This window comes from Nocardiopsis chromatogenes YIM 90109 (genome assembly GCF_000341185.1).
Taxonomy (GTDB): domain Bacteria; phylum Actinomycetota; class Actinomycetes; order Streptosporangiales; family Streptosporangiaceae; genus Nocardiopsis_A; species Nocardiopsis_A chromatogenes.
Map to the genome: position 1 here is coordinate 1 of NZ_ANBH01000246.1, position 14811 is coordinate 14811.

The window sequence follows — 14811 nt, forward strand, 5'->3', positions numbered from 1 at the left end:
CGCCGCGCACGCGGTGCAGGCGCTCGCCGGGGCCGATGCCGCCCGGCGGGTGCCCGCCTGAGCCGTCGGCCCCGCCTCGGCCGGGGGCGCCGCCTCAGCCGGGGGCGCCGACCAGGTCGCGCAGCCGGGTGAGGCGCAGGGCCAGGTGCAGCTCCATCGCCCGCTCCGGGTCCTGCCAGTCGGGGCCGAGCAGGTCGCCGATGCGCTCCAGGCGGCGCGAGACGGTGTTGGGGTGCACGTGCAGGCGCCGGGCGGCGTGCGTGGGGCTGCCCCCGGTGGCCAGGTAGGCCTGCAGGGTCGCGGCCAGCTCGGTGCAGTGCTGGCGGTCGTAGGCCAGCAGCGGCCCCAGCTCGGCGTCGACGAACTCGCCCACGCCCCGCCGGTCGGACAGCAGGGCGCCGAAGAAGCCGAGGTCGCGGGCGCAGGCCGCGGCCCCCTCCCGGCCCAGGGCGCCCAGCGCCTCCAGGGTGCGCAGCGCCTCCTCGTGCGCCCGGCGCACCTGCTCGATCCCGGAGGCCGGGCCCGCGCCGCCCGCGCTGACCGGGCGGCCGCACACCCGGCCCAGCTCGGCGGCGACCTCGGCCGCGGCGGCCCCCGGATCGTCGCCGGGCAGCAGGAGGGCCAGCCGCTCCCCCTGCACGGTGCGCAGCCCGCCGCGGCGCCGTACGTAGGCGTCGGCCCAGGACAGCGCGGTGGCGGACGGCTCGCCCGGCCCGCACTCGGCGGCGACGGCCACATGCGGCTCGGCCAGCTCGATCCCCAGGTGGCGGGCGCGCTGCTCGCGCCGCCGCGCGGCCTGCGGGTCGGTGGCCGTGGACTCGGTCAGGAGCTGGCTGAGCAGCTCATCGCGGATCTGCGCCTCGGAGATCGGGCCGTGCACCCGGAGCAGGGCGGTCACCGACAGCGCCTTGGCGGCGGCGCGCACGCGCTCGCCCGCATCGGCGCCGCCCGGCTCCTCGAAGACGGCCAGCAGCAGCCCGAAGTCGTCCGCCCCGGCGCGGATCGGCGCCGCCCAGGTGCGCCGGTCCACCGCGACGGGGGCTCCGGTGGGGCGGGTCCAGGGGGCGGCGCGGCGCACCTCCTCGGGGTCGGGCCAGCCGTGCTCCGGGGTGCCGGCCCGCGCCAGTTCGCGGCCGTCGGCGGAGCGCACGCACACCGCTGCCGCCAAGCGCTCGGCGATCTCGGCGGCGAGCGCGGACAGCTCGGCGCCGCCGAGCACGGCCGACAGCAGCCGGTCGAGCAGCGAGGGGAGGCCCTCGCGGGTGCGCGCCTCGGCGCGCTCCAGGCGGCGCTGCAGCTCCCCGCGGGCGGTCTCGGCCTCCTCCATGGCGGTGTACCGGCGCAGCAGGGCCCCGGCGACCTGGCCGAGGGTGCTGGCCAGGGAGACCTCCTCGGGCGTGAAGGAGCGGACGCTGCGCGCCCCGGCGTACAGGGTGGTCGAGGAGGCGGGGTCGCGGGCCAGGGGGACGGCGATCAGGCCGCGGAGCCCTTCGGAGAGCATCACGTCGTCGATGACCTCGTCGTGCTCGAAGCGGTCGTCGGCCAGGTAGTCGGCGGTCCAGGCGGGCGCGTTCGCCTGCACCGCCCAACTGCCCAGGCCCACCCCGGCGGGGGTGGCCATGCCCATGTTGAGCATGGTGGACACGTGGCCGTCGGGCGCGTGCACCACCCGGGCGCCGTCGGCTGACTGCACCCCGATGAAGGCCGCGTCCAGTCCCAGCAGCAGGCGCATGCGCCGGGTGAGCATCCGCTCCAGGTCCGTCCGGGTCTGCTGCTCGGCCAGCTCCCGGACCGTGTCGATCAGGCCGTTGAGCGCCCCCTCCCGCTCCCGTCTCTCCTCCAGTTCCTGGTGGACGCGGGCCACGTTCTCCACGACCTCGTCCAGTTCCGACTGCCCCGACCGCTGTTCTCGCCCCGTCGTCACGCCCTCGCCTTCCCGAGTCCCCGGCGGCGTTTTCTCTATTTCGCCTTTTGGTGACGAACATGATGATTTGGCTGAAGTGGGGGTGATGATAACGGATTATGGTGGTCTGGTGCATGTCAGTTAACGGTGTCGCCGTATCCGCTGGTCGGGGCATGATCAAGAATGGCGGGGCCGTGGAATTCCTGGTCAGGGGGTGGGTGGGAAGGCGCGGCCGGGGAGTGGGCCCGGCACGCGGAAGGCATCGAATTCGGTCGATGCGTGCGGGATCCGGGCGAGAGGAAAGGGGAGGTCCGCGGCGGTGCGCGCGGCGCGGCCGGACGAATTCCAGCGCGGAAGATTTTTTCTCGGCAGACACCGCCGGACCGCTCCGGGCGGGGCGCCGCCGCGCGGGCGGCCCCGGGCGGAGGGAAAACCGGTGGGCTCCACCGGAGCGGTGAGGATAACCTAACCGGGTTTGCTCGACCGGGGAGGGACATGTCCGAATCGCCCCTGAGGCGTGCCGTGCGGCGGAACCGGCGCGCCGTGGCGGTGTCGGCGCTGGGCCACACGCTCTACCAGGTGTGCGAGACGCTGGTGCCGGTCGCCATCGGAGTGGTCGTCGACCGCGCGGTGGCCACCGGCGACACGGCCGCGCTCGCGGTCTCGGTGGCGGGGCTGGCCGCCCTGTTCACCGTGCTCACCCTGTCGTGGCGGTTCGGCGCGCGCGCGTCCGTGCGCGCCGCGGAGTCCGAGGCGCACCTGCTCCGCGTGGAGGCCGCCGACCGCGCTCTGCACCCCCGCGCCCCCGCCACCGGGCTGGGCGCGGGCGAGCTGCTCACCGTCGCCACCACCGACGCCGACCGCACCGCCCAGGTCCTGCACCCGCTGACCGGCGTGGTCGGCGCGGTGGCCGGGCTGGCCGTGGCGGCCGCGGTCCTGCTGCGGATCGACCCGGTCCTGGGCGGCGGCGTGCTGGTGGGCGTGCCCGTGCTGGTGGCCATCGTGCAGCTCGTCGGCCCAGTGCTCACCCGGCGCACCGCCGCCCAGCAGGAGGCGCTGGCCCGCGCCTCCGGGCTCGCCGCCGACCTGGTGCGCGGCCTGCCCGCGCTGCGCGGCGCCGGTGCCGAGGAGCAGGCCGCCGCGCGCTACGCCGAGGCCAGCGCCGGTGCGCTGCGCGGCGCCCTGCGGGCCGCCGTGCCCCGGGGGCTGTACCAGGGCGCCACCGGGCTGGCCGGGGGCCTGCTGCTGGCGGCGGTGGCCGCGGGCGCCGGGGTCTTCGCGCTGCAGGGCCGGATCAGCGTCGGCGAGCTGGTCACCGTGGTGGGCCTGGCCCAGTTCCTCACCGAGCCGGTACGCGAGGTGGGCTACGCCGCCATGGAGCTGGCCTCCTCCCGGGCCTCCGCGCGGCGGCTGGAGAAGGTGCTGCACGCCCCCTTCCGGCTGGAGGCGGGCGAGCCCGGGGCGCCGGCGCGCGTCGGTGCGCCCGGCGCCTGCCCCGTCGAGCTGAAGGGGGTGGGCGGCCCCCTGGGCGGCCTGGACCTGCGGGTGGGGCCGGGGGAGTTCGTCGGGGTGGTCTGCTACGACCCGGCCGACGCCCGCGCCCTGGCCGACGTGCTGGCCGCCCGGGTGCCCGCCGCCGACCACGGCGGCTCCTACCTGGTCGACGGGGTCCCGGCGGAGGCTCTGGGGCCGGAGGAGGTGCGCGCCCGGGTGCTGGTCGAGCCGCACGAGCCGGACCTGTTCGAGGGCACCCTGGCCGCGAACGTGCTCACCGGCGCCGCCCCCGGGGCCGACCCCTGGCCCGCGCTGCGCGCGGCCGCCGCCGACGAGGTGGTGCGCACCGTCCCCGGCGGACTCAGGGCCGCGGTGACGGACCGGGGCACCACCCTGTCCGGCGGGCAGCGCCAGCGCGTGGCCCTGGCCCGGGCGCTGGCCGCCGACCCGCCGGTGCTGGTCCTGAACGACCCCACCACCGCGGTGGACGCCGTGACCGAGGAGGCGGTCGCCGCCGGGGTGCGGGAGCTGCGCCACGGCGGCGCCGGCCGCTGCACGGTGGCGGTCTGCTCCAGCCCGGCGCTGCTGGCCCGCGCCGACCGCGTCGTCGCGGTCGGCGGCGGCCGGGTGGTCGCGGAGGGAACCCACGCGGGGCTCGCGGCGAGCGACCCCGACTACGCCGAGGCGGTACTGCGGTGACCTACAGAACGCTCCCGGTGGCCTCCGGCCGCCGGACCCTGGCCGTGGTCGCGCGGCAGGTGCGCGCGGTGGGCCCGGTCGGTGCGGCCGCCGTGGCCGCCAGCGTCGCGGCCAATGCCTGCGTGCTCGCCGGACCGTGGGCGCTGGGCCTGCTGGTCGACGCGGTCGTCCGGGGGGACGGGCCGCGCGGCGTGCTGGTCCCGGCCGCCGTCATCGCGGGCGCGGCGCTGGCCGGGGGCGTGCTCTCGGCGCTGGAGTCGGTCCTGCTCGCGCGGACCGGGGAGACCGTCCTGGCCCGGCTGCGCGAGGCGGTGATGCGCAGGGCGATGCGGCTGTCCGAGGAGGAGCTCTCCCGGCTGGCCCCCGGCGACCTGCTCTCCCGGGTCGGCGACGACGTGGCCGAGACCTCCGAGGTGGTGCGCGAGCGCGCCCCGCTGGTGCTCACCTCGCTGGTGCTGGTGGTCATGGCGCTGGGCGGGATGGCCGCCCTGGACTGGCGGCTGGGGCTGGCCGGGGCGTGCGCCCTGCCGGTGCACGCGCTGGCCCTGCGCTGGTACCTGCCGAAGTCCGCGCCGATGTACGCGCGCCAGCGGGCGCAGCTCGGCGAGCGGGCCCAGGCGCTGGTCGGCACCCTGCAGGGGGCGGCCACCGTGGACGCCTACCGGCTGCGCGAGCGGCGCACCGCCCTGGTCGCCGAGCGCTCCGCCGCCGCCCGGGACACCGAGGTCGGGGTGTTCGGGCTGTTCACCCGCTTCATCGGGGCGATCAACGCGGCCGAGTTCGTCGGACTGGCGGCGGTCCTGGCGGTCGGCTTCCACCTGGTGGCCGCCGACGCGGCCACGGTCGGCGCGGCCACCGCGGCGGCGCTGCTGTTCCACCGGCTGTTCGACCCGTTCGGGGCGCTGCTGACCACCTTCGACGACGTGCAGTCGGCGGGGGCCTCCCTGGCCCGCATCGCCGGGGTGCTGGACCTGCCCGAGCCGCCCGAGCCCGCCGACCCCGCCCGGCCCGCGCACGGCGGCGTCCGGGTGCGCGGCGCGGTGCACCGGTACGGGGAGGGGCCCGCCGTGCTCGACGGGGTGGACCTGGAGGTCGCCCCGGGCGAGCGGGTGGCGGTGGTCGGCGCCAGCGGCGCGGGCAAGACGACCCTGGCCCGCGCGGTGGCCGGGGGGCTCGCCCTGTCCGGCGGGCGGGTGCTGGTCGGCGGCGCCCCGGTGGACCGGGTGCCCCGCGCCGAGCTGCGCCGCCACGTGGTGCTGGTCAGCCAGGAGGCGCACGTGTTCGCCGGGACGCTCGCCGACAACGTGCGCATCGCCGACCCCGGGGCCGGGGACGACCGGGTGCTGGCGGCGCTGGAAGCGGTCGGGGCCCGGGGGTGGGCGCTCGGGCTCCCGGACGGGATCGCCACCGCCGTGGGGGAGAACGGGGTGCGGCTCACCGCCGACCGGGCCCAGCTGCTGGCGCTGGCCCGGCTGGTGCTGGCCGACCCGCCGGTGGCCGTGCTGGACGAGGCGAGCGCCGAGGCGGGCAGCGCGGGCGCCCGGGGGCTGGAACGCGCGGCCCTGGCGGCGACCGAAGGGCGCACCGCCCTGGTGGTGGCCCACCGCCTGCCCCAGGCGGTGGAGGCCGACCGCGTGGTGGTGATGGAGGCGGGCCGCATCGTGGAGTCGGGGACGCACGGGGAGCTGGTCGCCCGGGGCGGCCGCTACGCCGACCTGTGGAGGGCCTGGAGCGACGACCGTGCCTGAGGGCGCGGGGCGCCGGTGCACCACGGGCTTGTGCAGTGCAGCACGATCCCTTCCGGGGGGTCCCATCGGCGAGGCCCGGCGCCACCATGTCCCCCATGGCGGATGATCTCTCCTCACCGGTCTACCTTCCCGTCCTGCTCGCGGTCCTGGCGGCCATGCTCGGCCTGGCGGTGTGGGTGGCCCGCCGGGCCCGCAGCGGGGAGGACTTCCTGCTGGCGGGGCGGAGCCTGGGCACCCCGCTGCTGCTCGGCACCACCCTGGCCACCCTCGTGGGCACCGGCTCCAGCCTGGGCGCCGTCGGGTTCGGCTACGAGAACGGCTGGGCCGGGGCGCTGTACGGTATCGGCGGCGCGGCCGGGGTGCTTTTGCTGACGGTCCTGTTCGCCGACGTGCGCCGGCACGGGTTCATGACCTTCTCCGAGGAGATGAGCTCCTACTTCGGCGCCAGCCGGGCGGTGAAGGGCGTGGTCTCGGTGGTCCTGGTGCTGGCCTCGGTGGGCTGGCTCGGGGCGCACATCATGGGCGGGGCGCTGTACCTGTCCTACCTGACCGGGATGGACCCGCAGCTCGCCAAGGCCGTGGTCGCGGCCGGGTTCGGTCTGTACACGGTCGTCGGCGGCTACCTGGCGGTGGTCGTCACCGACGCGGTGCAGGGCACCGTGCTCTTCATCGGGTTCACCGTGCTCGCCGTGCTGGCGCTGGCCGCCGCGGGCGGCCCGGCCGGGCTCGCGGCGGGCGTGCCCGAAGGGGCGGCCTCCTTCCTGGGCGTCGGGGCGCTCGGCCCGCTCCCGGCGCTGTCGCTGGCGGCGGTGGTCGCGGTGGGCGTGCTGTCCACCCCCTCCTACCGCCAGCGGATCTACTCGGCGCGGGACACCGCCACGGTGCGGCGGAGCTTCCTGTGGGTCGGCGGCCTGTTCGCCGTGTTCGCGCTGCTCCCGGCGGTCGCGGGGATGGCCGCCCGCGCGCTGGAGCCGGGGCTGGACAACCCGGACATGGCCTTCCCCTACCTGGCCACCACGCTGTTCCCCGTGTGGATCGGGGCGTTCCTGCTGGTGGCCGGGCTGTCGGCGACGATGTCCTCGGGCGACTCCGACGCGGTGGCGGCCACCACGATCCTGCTGCGCGACGTGGCCCAGATGGTGACCGGGCGCCTGCCCCGCGCCGAGCACACGGTGCGCCTGTCGCGGCTGTGCCTGGCCGGGGTGCTGCTGCTGGCGCTGGCCTTCGCGCTGGCGGCGACCACCGTCATCGACTACATCACGACGATGGTCTCCACCGTGCTCACCGGCCTGCTGGCGGCCTCGCTGCTGGGCCGGTTCTGGCGGCGGGCCACCTGGCAGGGCGGCTTGGCGGCGATGGCCGGGGGGTCGGCGGCGGCGCTGGCGGTCAACGGGGTCGGCGCGTGGACGGAGTTCTGGGGCAACCCGGTGTTCCCGTCGATGGCGGCGGCGCTGGTGTGCGGCGTGGCGGTGAGCCTGGTGACGCCGCGGACCCGCATCACGCAGGAGGAGGCGCGGGAGCGGCTCGCCGAGGAGCGGGCACGGATGGACGTGGGGACGGCGGTCCGGCGGAGCGGGCAGGACCCGCACCGCCGGACGTGAGGGCGGGTCAGCGCACCAGGACCGTGTCGTACACGTCCAGGTGGCCGCTCTTCCACAGCCAGTCCATGGCCTTCAGGCTCACGCGTGCGCAGCCGTGGGAGGCCGGGTAGGGCGGCACCGAGCCGTAGCCGTGCACGGCGATGCCGCCGTTGAAGTACTTGGGCCGGTACAGCGCGCCCAGCGGGCCGGGGTCCCAGGCGTCCACCTCGCGGAAGACCTGGTAGCTGCCGGTGGGGGTGGTCGCGATGTGCCGTTCGCCGCGGGAGGTGTAGGGCTCGCCCGAGCCGGTGGAGGTGCTGAAGACCTGCTGCACCTCGCCGTCCTCCACGGTCATCAGGAGCTGGCGGTCCAGATCGATCTCCACGGCGCGGCCGTCGGCGGTCTCGGCGGAGGGGCGCACGCCGTCGTCGAGCGCCCCGCGGGTGTCGGGGCCGACGATGCCGTCGCGGTCGATCCCGGCGGCCTTCTGCAGGGCCTGGACGGCCAGGGCGGTGTCGGTGCCGAACGCGCCGTCGGCGCCGCCGGTCCAGTAGCCGAGTTCGGCCAGGCGCTCCTGGACGGCCTCGACCTCGGGGCCGGAGTCGCCCGCGCGCAGCTCGCCGGAGGCGGGGGCGACGGCCGCGTAGGCGGTCCCGGCGGGTGGGGCATCGGGAAGCGGGACGACGGCGGCCGCGAGGGCGAGCGCCGCCACCGTGGCCGCACGGCGGGGGGAACGTCGTTGGGTCATCTCCCTCTTTTACCCCTCTTGTCCCCGTCTTTACCAAGAGTGAGGGGGAGCGGGGGTCAGTCCTCCAGCGCACCGACGGCGACCTCCGCCGCCTGCGCCACCAGGGCGTCCTCGGACTCGGCGTCCTCGGTGTCCTTGGTCGAGTACACCGCGAGCACGATCGGGTCGCCCTTCGGCGGCCACATCACGGCGATGTCGTTGCGCCCGCCGTACCCGGGCATGCCCGACTTGTCGCCGACCTTCCAGTTCTTTGGCACCCCGGCCCGGATCAGCGTGTCCCCGGTGGTGCTGCGGACCATCATGTCGGCCAGGGCCTTGCGCTCCTTCTTCTCCAGCACGTCGCCGAGCACGTACTCCTCAAGGTTCTGCGCGAACGCGCGCGGGGAGGTGGTGTCGCGCTCGTCCCCCGGCTTGTTCTCGTTCAGCTCGGTCTCCCAGCGGGCGGAGATCGTCGTGTCGTCGCCCAGCTCGCGCATCGCCTCCTGGAAGCCCTCGGGGCCGCCGAGCTCCTCCAGCAGGAGGTTGGCCGCGGTGTTGTCGCTGTAGCGCAGCGCCGCGTCGCACACCTCCATCAGCGTCATCCCCGAGTCCACGTGGTCCTCGGTGATGGGCGAGTAGTCGACCAGGTCCTCCTCGTCGAAGTGGACGACGTGCTTCCGCATCTCCTTGAGGGAGTACTCCTCCATGACCGCACCGCACGCCGGAACCTTGAAGGTGGAGGCGTAGGCGAAGCGCTGGTCGGCGTTGTAGGCGACCTCTTCACCGCTTCCGGTGTCGATGGCGTAGACGCCCAGGCGGGCGCCGAACTCCTCCTCCAGGTCGGCGAAGTCGGCGTCGGCCTGCGAGGGGTCCGCCCCCGACGCCTCGGAGGCGCCCCCGGTCGGGGCCGCCTCCTCCGCGGGAGCGCAGGCGGTCGCGGCGGGCCACACGGCCGCGGCCAGGAGCACGGGCACTGCACGTTCGATCAGCATGGTTCGGCCTTCCTCATGCACGACGTCATCGGCGGTTCGGAAGGGCCCCGGGAACCCTGCGCAGCAGTCTGGCCGCCGGAACGGATGCTGTCCAAGACGGAAACGGCCCCTTCCATGCCGATCCGGCATAAGGTGAGGCCATGGATCTGGTGGCCGCCTGCAAGGCGTTCGTTCACGTGAGCGAGCAGGGCAGCTTCACCCTGGGCGCCTCCGCCGCCCGGGTGGCCCAGCCGGTGGCCAGCAGACGGATCGCCGCCCTGGAGCGCCACCTGGGCGGGCGGCTGTTCGACCGGTCGAGCCGCAGGGCGCGGCTCACCCCCTTCGGTCGGGAGATGCTGCCGCCCGCGCGCCGCCTGGTCCGGCTCGCCGACGCGCTGGAGGACACGGCCGAGCAGGCCCGGCACGCTCCGCTGCGGCTCGCCGTCCCGGAGGTGTGCACCACCGCCGACCTGGCCCGGCTGGACGTGCGCGCCCGCCGCCTGGGCCTGCGCCTGGACCTGCACGCGGCGCCGCCCGAGGCCCGCACCGACCTGCTGCGCTCCCAGGAGGTGCGCGCGGCGCTGGTCGCCGTCCCCGAGTCCGAGGCGGTGTGGCGGGTCCCCCTCGGCGCCGCCTCGGTGGCGGTGCCCGACGGCGGGGCGGTGTACCTGGAGACGCTGCGCGCCGGGCGCGGTGGCGCCGCCGGGCGGCCGCACCGGCTGTGGATCCAGCCCGAGGACGACGTGCCGCACGTGCGCGACCGGGTGTTCCGGCTGCGCGACCGGGTGGGCCTGCGCCCGGCGCAGGTGGCGGTGGCGCGCACGCTGGCGGCGGCGCTGGCCGAGGGGCTCGACGGCGGCGACCTGCTGCTGGCCTCCGAGCGCCAGGCCGAGGACCTGGGGCTGCACTGGCGGCCGGTGGGCGAGGAGGATCTGGCGCGCGGGTTCGACGCGGCCACCAGCGGGGGCGAGGACCCCGGGCGGCTGCGCGGCCCGCTGCGCACGGGGATCGCCCGGTGCCTGGGCGACCCGGCGGGCGACGAGGACTGAGAGGGAGAAGGAGGCGGTGTGCGCGAGGAGGCCTTCCTCAGACGGCTGCGCGAGGAGCTGGACGACGGCGGCCTGCGCGGCTCGTTCCTGGTGCGCGACCTGGATTCGGGCGAGGAGATCGGGATCGAGCCCGACCTGGAGTTCAGCACCGCGTCGCTGGTGAAGGTCCCGCTGGCGATGGCGGTGCTGGAGCGGATCCGCCGCGGGGAGCTGGACGGCGCCGAACCGGTGGTGCTGACGCCGGGCGTGGACGCCGTGCCGGGCCCCACCGGGATCAGCCGGTTCCGCCACCCGGTGCGCGCCGCGGTGGAGGACCTGCTCTACATGAGCATGGCGGTGAGCGACAACGCCGCCTCCGAGGCGCTCTTCGCGTTCGCGCCCCCGGCGCAGGTGGCCGAGCTGCTCAAGGGGCTGGGGCTGTCGGGGGTCACCATCCGGAACACGCTGCGGGACATGCGGGACACCCCGGAGACGCACCTGGCCCGCTCCGACGGCCACCTGGCGCAGCGGCTCGCCATCGAGGCGGGGACCCAGGGGCGCGGGCACAGCGTCCCGCAGCTCGACGTGACCCGGGCCAGCGCCGGGTCCGCCCGGGCCTACGCCGACCTGCTGCAGGAGCTGTGGCGGCCGCGCGGGCTCCCGGAGTGGACGGCGGCGCGGGTGCGGGACCTGATGGGCGCCAACCTGATGCGGCAGCGCCTCACCCCGGACTTCGCCTCCGACGCGACGGTGTGGTCGTCCAAGACGGGCACGCTGCTGAACCTGCGGCACGAGATCGGCGTGGTCGAGCACGACGGCGGCGGGACCTACGCGGTGGCGGCGCTCACCGAGTCGCGGGTGGCGGCCATCGTGCAGCCGGAGGCGGAGGCGCTGATGGGCGGCGTGGCGCGGCGCCTGCGCGACCGCCTCCGGGCGGGGTGAGCCCTCACACCGCCGACCAGCCGTTGTCGACCGGCAGCACGGCCCCGTTGATGTTGCTCGCCGCGTCCGAGGCCAGGAACACGATGGCCGCGGCGAGCTCGTCGGCCTCGGCGACCCGGCCCACGCCCGCCATGTAGGGGGCCAGGGCCCGCGGCCCGGCCGCCTCGGCCGCCGCGTCCACCGTGATGTTGGTGGCGGTGCCGCCGGGGGCCACCGCGTTCACCCGGATCCCCTGGTCGCGGTACATCACCGCGGTGGACTTCACCAGCCCGGCCACCCCGTGCTTGGCGGCGGTGTAGGCGGCCCCGGCGGCGCTGCCGCGCAGCGAGGCCTCGGATGCGGTGAACACGATCGCGCCCGACCCCCGCTGCACCATGCCCGGCAGGACGGCGCGGGTGAGCAGGAACGGCGCGGTCAGGTTGACCCGGATGAGCCGCTCCCACACCTCGTCGGTGACGTCGGCGGCGGCCGACATGTCGTCCATGATCCCGGCGTTGTTGACCAGCACGTCGACCCCGCCGAAGCGTTCGGCGGCGGTGGCGGCGACCCGGTCGACGACGTCCTGGCGGCTCAGGTCGCCCACCACCGCCTCGGCCCGGGCGCCCAGGGCGCGCACCTCTTCGGCGGTCTTCTCGGCGGCCCCGGCGGCGATGTCGGCGATGAGGACGCGCGCCCCCTCCTCGGCGAAGCGCAGCGCGGCGGCCCGGCCGATGCCGGACCCGCCCCCGGTGACGACGGTGCTCTTGCCTTCCAGTCCGGTCCGCATGGCGGCCTCCTCGTGCGCGGTGCTCTTATTTGTCACTCTACGCCTATTTGTCTCTGAGTGACATTATGTGGACGCGCGGGGGGCGCGACTAGGCTGGGGCCTTCGACGCGGGGGAACGGGAGGCAGGGGCCGGTGCCGGACGGGACGAAGGGGCGGGGGCGCCCGCCGATGAGCGCGCGCCGCCGGGAGGCCGTGCGCACCGAGATCGCCCGCGCCGCCACGGCGCTCTTCGCCGAGAAGGGGGTCGCCGCCACCACCGGCGAGGACATCGCCCGGGAGATCGGCATCTCCTCGCGCACCCTGTGGCGCTACTTCCCCAGCAAGGAGGGGTGCGTCCGGCCGCTGCTCACCTCCGGGCTGGAGGCGATGGCCGGGTGGCTTCGGACGTGGCCGCACGGAACCGGCCTGACCGCCCACTTGGGGGCCCAGGACGCCCTGCACGACGAGCGCCTGGCGCCCGGACCCATCGACGCCCTGATCCGGATGACCCGCACCGAGCCCGGGATCAGGGCGGTGTGGATGGACGTCCACCGCGAGGCCGAGGAGGTCTTCGCCGCCATCCTCGCCGAGCGCTCCGGGCGCCCCGCCGACGACCTGGCCGTGCGGGTGCACGCCGCCGCTCTCAACGCCGCCCTGCGCCTCGGGGCCGAGCACCGCGCGCTCGGCGGCGGGGACGCCGACTACGCGGCCTCGGTGCGGGAGGCCCTGCGCCCCCTGGAGGACGGGCTCCCGCTCCTGCGGGGGTGAACCCTCCTCACCCCCCGTCCAAGCGGGCCGCCAGCCCTTCGGCCAGGTGGTCCAGGAGGGCCCGGGTGCGGCGGGGGAGGAACGCGGTCGCGTCGGTCACCGCGAACACGTCGGCGGGCGGGGTCGGGACACCGGGGAGCACCTGCACCAGCCGCCCCTCGCGGATCAGCGGCAGGACGTGCCACGCCGAGCGCATCATCAGGCCGCGGCCGTCCAGGCACCAGCCCACGATGGCCTCGCCGTCGTTGCTCGCCATGTCGCCGGTGACCCGCACCGCCGTCTCGTCGCCGGGGCCGGTGCCGAACCGCCACACGCCGAAGTCGGCGTCGTTCTCCTTGATCACCAGGCAGTTGTGGTCGACCAGGTCGGCCGGGGAGCGCGGGGCGCCGCGGGCCCGCAGGTAGGACGGGGCGGCGCAGACCAGCCGCCGGTTGGGGTGCAGCCGCCGCAGGCGCAGGTGTGCGTCGGGCGGCGGGCCGACCCGGACCGCCGCGTCGTAGCCGGACCCGGCGATGGTGAAGGCGTGCTCGGACAGCGTCAGCTCCACGCCCACCTCGGGGTGGGCGTCGGCGAACGCGCGCAGCAGCGGGGCGATGTGGTGGCGCCCCAGCCCCATGGTGGAGTGCAGGGCGATGGGCCCGCGCAGCCGCCCGGAGGACCGGCCGACCCGCTCCTCCAGGTCGGCGCGGTCCTGGAGGATGCCGCGCGCGCCGGAGGCGTACAGCTCGCCCGCCTCGGTGAGGGTGAGCCTGCGGGTGCTGCGCCGGACGAGCTGGGCGGCGAGGCGCTCCTCCAGGCGGGTGAGGCGCTTGCTCACGGCGGACAGGGTGACGCCCCACTCGCGCGCGGCGGCGGTCAGGCTCGGCGAGCGCGCCACCGCGGCGAAGAACTCCAGGTCGTCGATGTCGGAGAGGGACCTCATCGCCTTCTTTCCCACCAGGCAAGGCACCGTTGCTCGGCGCGGCATTCTCCCATGCTTTGTTGCCCGGTAGTTTCGGCTCGGACACGAACCCGGGAAGGGAGCACCCGCATGAGCCGCAGCCACCGCATCGCCGTCATCCCCGGCGACGGGATCGGGACGGAGGTCGTCCCGGAGGGGGTGCGCGCGCTGCGCGCCGCCGCGGACGCCTACGGGATCGGGCTCGACCTGGTCGAGTACGACTTCGCCTCGGCCGCGTACTGGCAGCGGCACGGCACCATGCTCCCCGACGGCTGGTTCGACGAGCTGAAGGACTACGACGCGCTCTTCCTCGGCGCGGTCGGCTGGCCGGACACGGTGCCCGACCACGTGTCGCTGTGGGGGAGCCTGCTGCAGTTCCGCCGCCGCTTCGACCAGTACGCCAACGTCCGCCCGGTGCGCCTGATGCCCGGGGTGACCAGCCCGCTCGCCGGGCGCGGGCCCGGCGACATCGACTTCTTCGTCGTGCGGGAGAACACCGAGGGCGAGTACAGCTCCATCGGCGGGCGGATGTTCGAGGGCACCGAGCGCGAGACGGTCGTGCAGGAGACCGTGATGACCCGCACCGGCGTCGACCGCATCCTGCGCTACGCCTTCGAGCTGGCGTGCGGCCGCGGGCGCCGGAGCCTGACCTCGGCCACCAAGAGCAACGGCATCTCCCAGACCATGCCCTACTGGGACGAGCGGGTCGCGGCCATGGCCGCCGAATACCCCGACGTGGCCGTGGACCAGTACCACATCGACATCCTGACCGCGCAGTTCGTGCTCCACCCGGAGCGGTTCGACGTGGTCGTGGCCAGCAACCTGTTCGGCGACATCCTCTCCGACCTGGGACCGGCCTGCGCGGGCACCATCGGCATCGCGCCCAGCGCCAACATCAACCCCGAGCGGCGCTACCCGAGCCTGTTCGAGCCGGTCCACGGGTCCGCCCCGGACATCGCGGGCAAGGGGATCGCGAACCCGGTGGGGCAGATCTGGAGCGCCTCGATGATGCTCGACCACCTCGGCGAGCCGGAGGCGGCGGCCGCGGTGCTGCGTGCCGTGGAGGAGGTGCTGGCCGGGGAGCGGACCGCGCTCACCCCCGACCTGGGCGGTGCGGGCACCACCGCCTCGCTCGGGGCTGCCGTGGCGGCGGCGGTGAAGGGGGCCGCGTAAGGGCGCCCGGGACGCTCATCCCCTCCTTCGCCGCCGCCCGGGAGGGGCGGCTCTCCGACGTCCCGGCCGCCTGGTGCGAGGCGGCCGGGCCCC

At 76.0% G+C, this 14811-nt stretch carries 12 protein-coding genes; 7 read left to right on the plus strand and 5 right to left on the minus strand.

Translation table 11 applies throughout. The features are described from left to right. Window positions 1-94: 94 nt before the first annotated feature. Window positions 95-1924 (minus strand): helix-turn-helix domain-containing protein, encoded by a 1830-nt coding sequence (locus D476_RS0122480; protein WP_017626172.1) that lies wholly within the window; start codon window positions 1922-1924, stop codon window positions 95-97. Between the two features lie 474 nt (window positions 1925-2398). Here D476_RS0122480 and D476_RS0122485 point away from each other — a divergent pair, with 474 nt between their 5' ends. From D476_RS0122485 to D476_RS0122495, 3 genes are all read left to right on the plus strand, one after another. Beyond that, window positions 2399-4096, plus strand: a complete 1698-nt coding sequence (locus tag D476_RS0122485) for an ABC transporter transmembrane domain-containing protein (protein ID WP_017626173.1) — start codon at window positions 2399-2401, stop codon at window positions 4094-4096. Further along, a complete protein-coding gene (locus D476_RS0122490) occupies window positions 4093-5844 on the plus strand; it encodes an ABC transporter ATP-binding protein (RefSeq protein WP_017626174.1) in 1752 nt (583 codons plus the stop codon). Before D476_RS0122485 ends, D476_RS0122490 begins: the two co-directional genes overlap by 4 nt. Before the next feature lie 95 nt (window positions 5845-5939). Then, complete coding sequence (locus tag D476_RS0122495; RefSeq protein ID WP_017626175.1) at window positions 5940-7445, plus strand: sodium:solute symporter family protein; 1506 nt, start codon at window positions 5940-5942, stop codon at window positions 7443-7445. Window positions 7446-7452: 7 nt separating this feature from the next. On the opposite strand, the gene D476_RS0122500 is transcribed toward D476_RS0122495, so the two are convergent. Both D476_RS0122500 and bla read right to left on the minus strand, forming a co-directional pair. Further along, window positions 7453-8172, minus strand: a complete 720-nt coding sequence (locus tag D476_RS0122500; protein ID WP_026123757.1) for a L,D-transpeptidase family protein — start codon at window positions 8170-8172, stop codon at window positions 7453-7455. Between the two features lie 56 nt (window positions 8173-8228). Beyond that, the gene (gene bla, locus D476_RS0122505) at window positions 8229-9143 is read right to left on the minus strand and encodes a class A beta-lactamase (protein WP_017626177.1); all 915 of its coding nucleotides are present in this window, start codon (window positions 9141-9143) and stop codon (window positions 8229-8231) included. A gap of 140 nt (window positions 9144-9283) precedes the next feature. Between bla and D476_RS0122510 the strand changes: the two genes are divergently transcribed. Together D476_RS0122510 and D476_RS0122515 are read left to right on the plus strand one after the other, a co-directional pair. Continuing rightward, entirely contained in the window at window positions 9284-10171 is an 888-nt protein-coding gene (locus D476_RS0122510) for a LysR family transcriptional regulator (protein WP_017626178.1), read from the plus strand. Between the two features lie 18 nt (window positions 10172-10189). After that, complete coding sequence (locus D476_RS0122515; protein ID WP_017626179.1) at window positions 10190-11092, plus strand: serine hydrolase; 903 nt, start codon at window positions 10190-10192, stop codon at window positions 11090-11092. 4 nt (window positions 11093-11096) lie between these two features. Here the strand turns inward: D476_RS0122515 and D476_RS0122520 are convergent, their stop codons facing one another. Then, a complete protein-coding gene (locus D476_RS0122520) occupies window positions 11097-11858 on the minus strand; it encodes an SDR family NAD(P)-dependent oxidoreductase (RefSeq protein WP_017626180.1) in 762 nt (253 codons plus the stop codon). Window positions 11859-12026: 168 nt separating this feature from the next. On the opposite strand from D476_RS0122520, the gene D476_RS0122525 reads away from it, so the two are divergent. After that, window positions 12027-12605 carry a TetR/AcrR family transcriptional regulator gene (locus D476_RS0122525; protein ID WP_017626181.1) on the plus strand — a complete coding sequence of 193 codons (579 nt, stop codon included), beginning with the start codon at window positions 12027-12029 and terminating at the stop codon, window positions 12603-12605. Between the two features lie 7 nt (window positions 12606-12612). Here the strand turns inward: D476_RS0122525 and D476_RS0122530 are convergent, their stop codons facing one another. Beyond that, window positions 12613-13527, minus strand: coding sequence for a LysR family transcriptional regulator (locus tag D476_RS0122530; RefSeq protein WP_017626182.1), 915 nt, complete (start codon window positions 13525-13527; stop codon window positions 12613-12615). Window positions 13528-13635: 108 nt separating this feature from the next. Between D476_RS0122530 and D476_RS0122535 the strand changes: the two genes are divergently transcribed. Further along, window positions 13636-14718: a tartrate dehydrogenase gene (locus D476_RS0122535; protein ID WP_017626183.1), complete on the plus strand. Its 1083-nt coding sequence runs from the start codon at window positions 13636-13638 to the stop codon at window positions 14716-14718. Window positions 14719-14811: the final 93 nt, after the last annotated feature.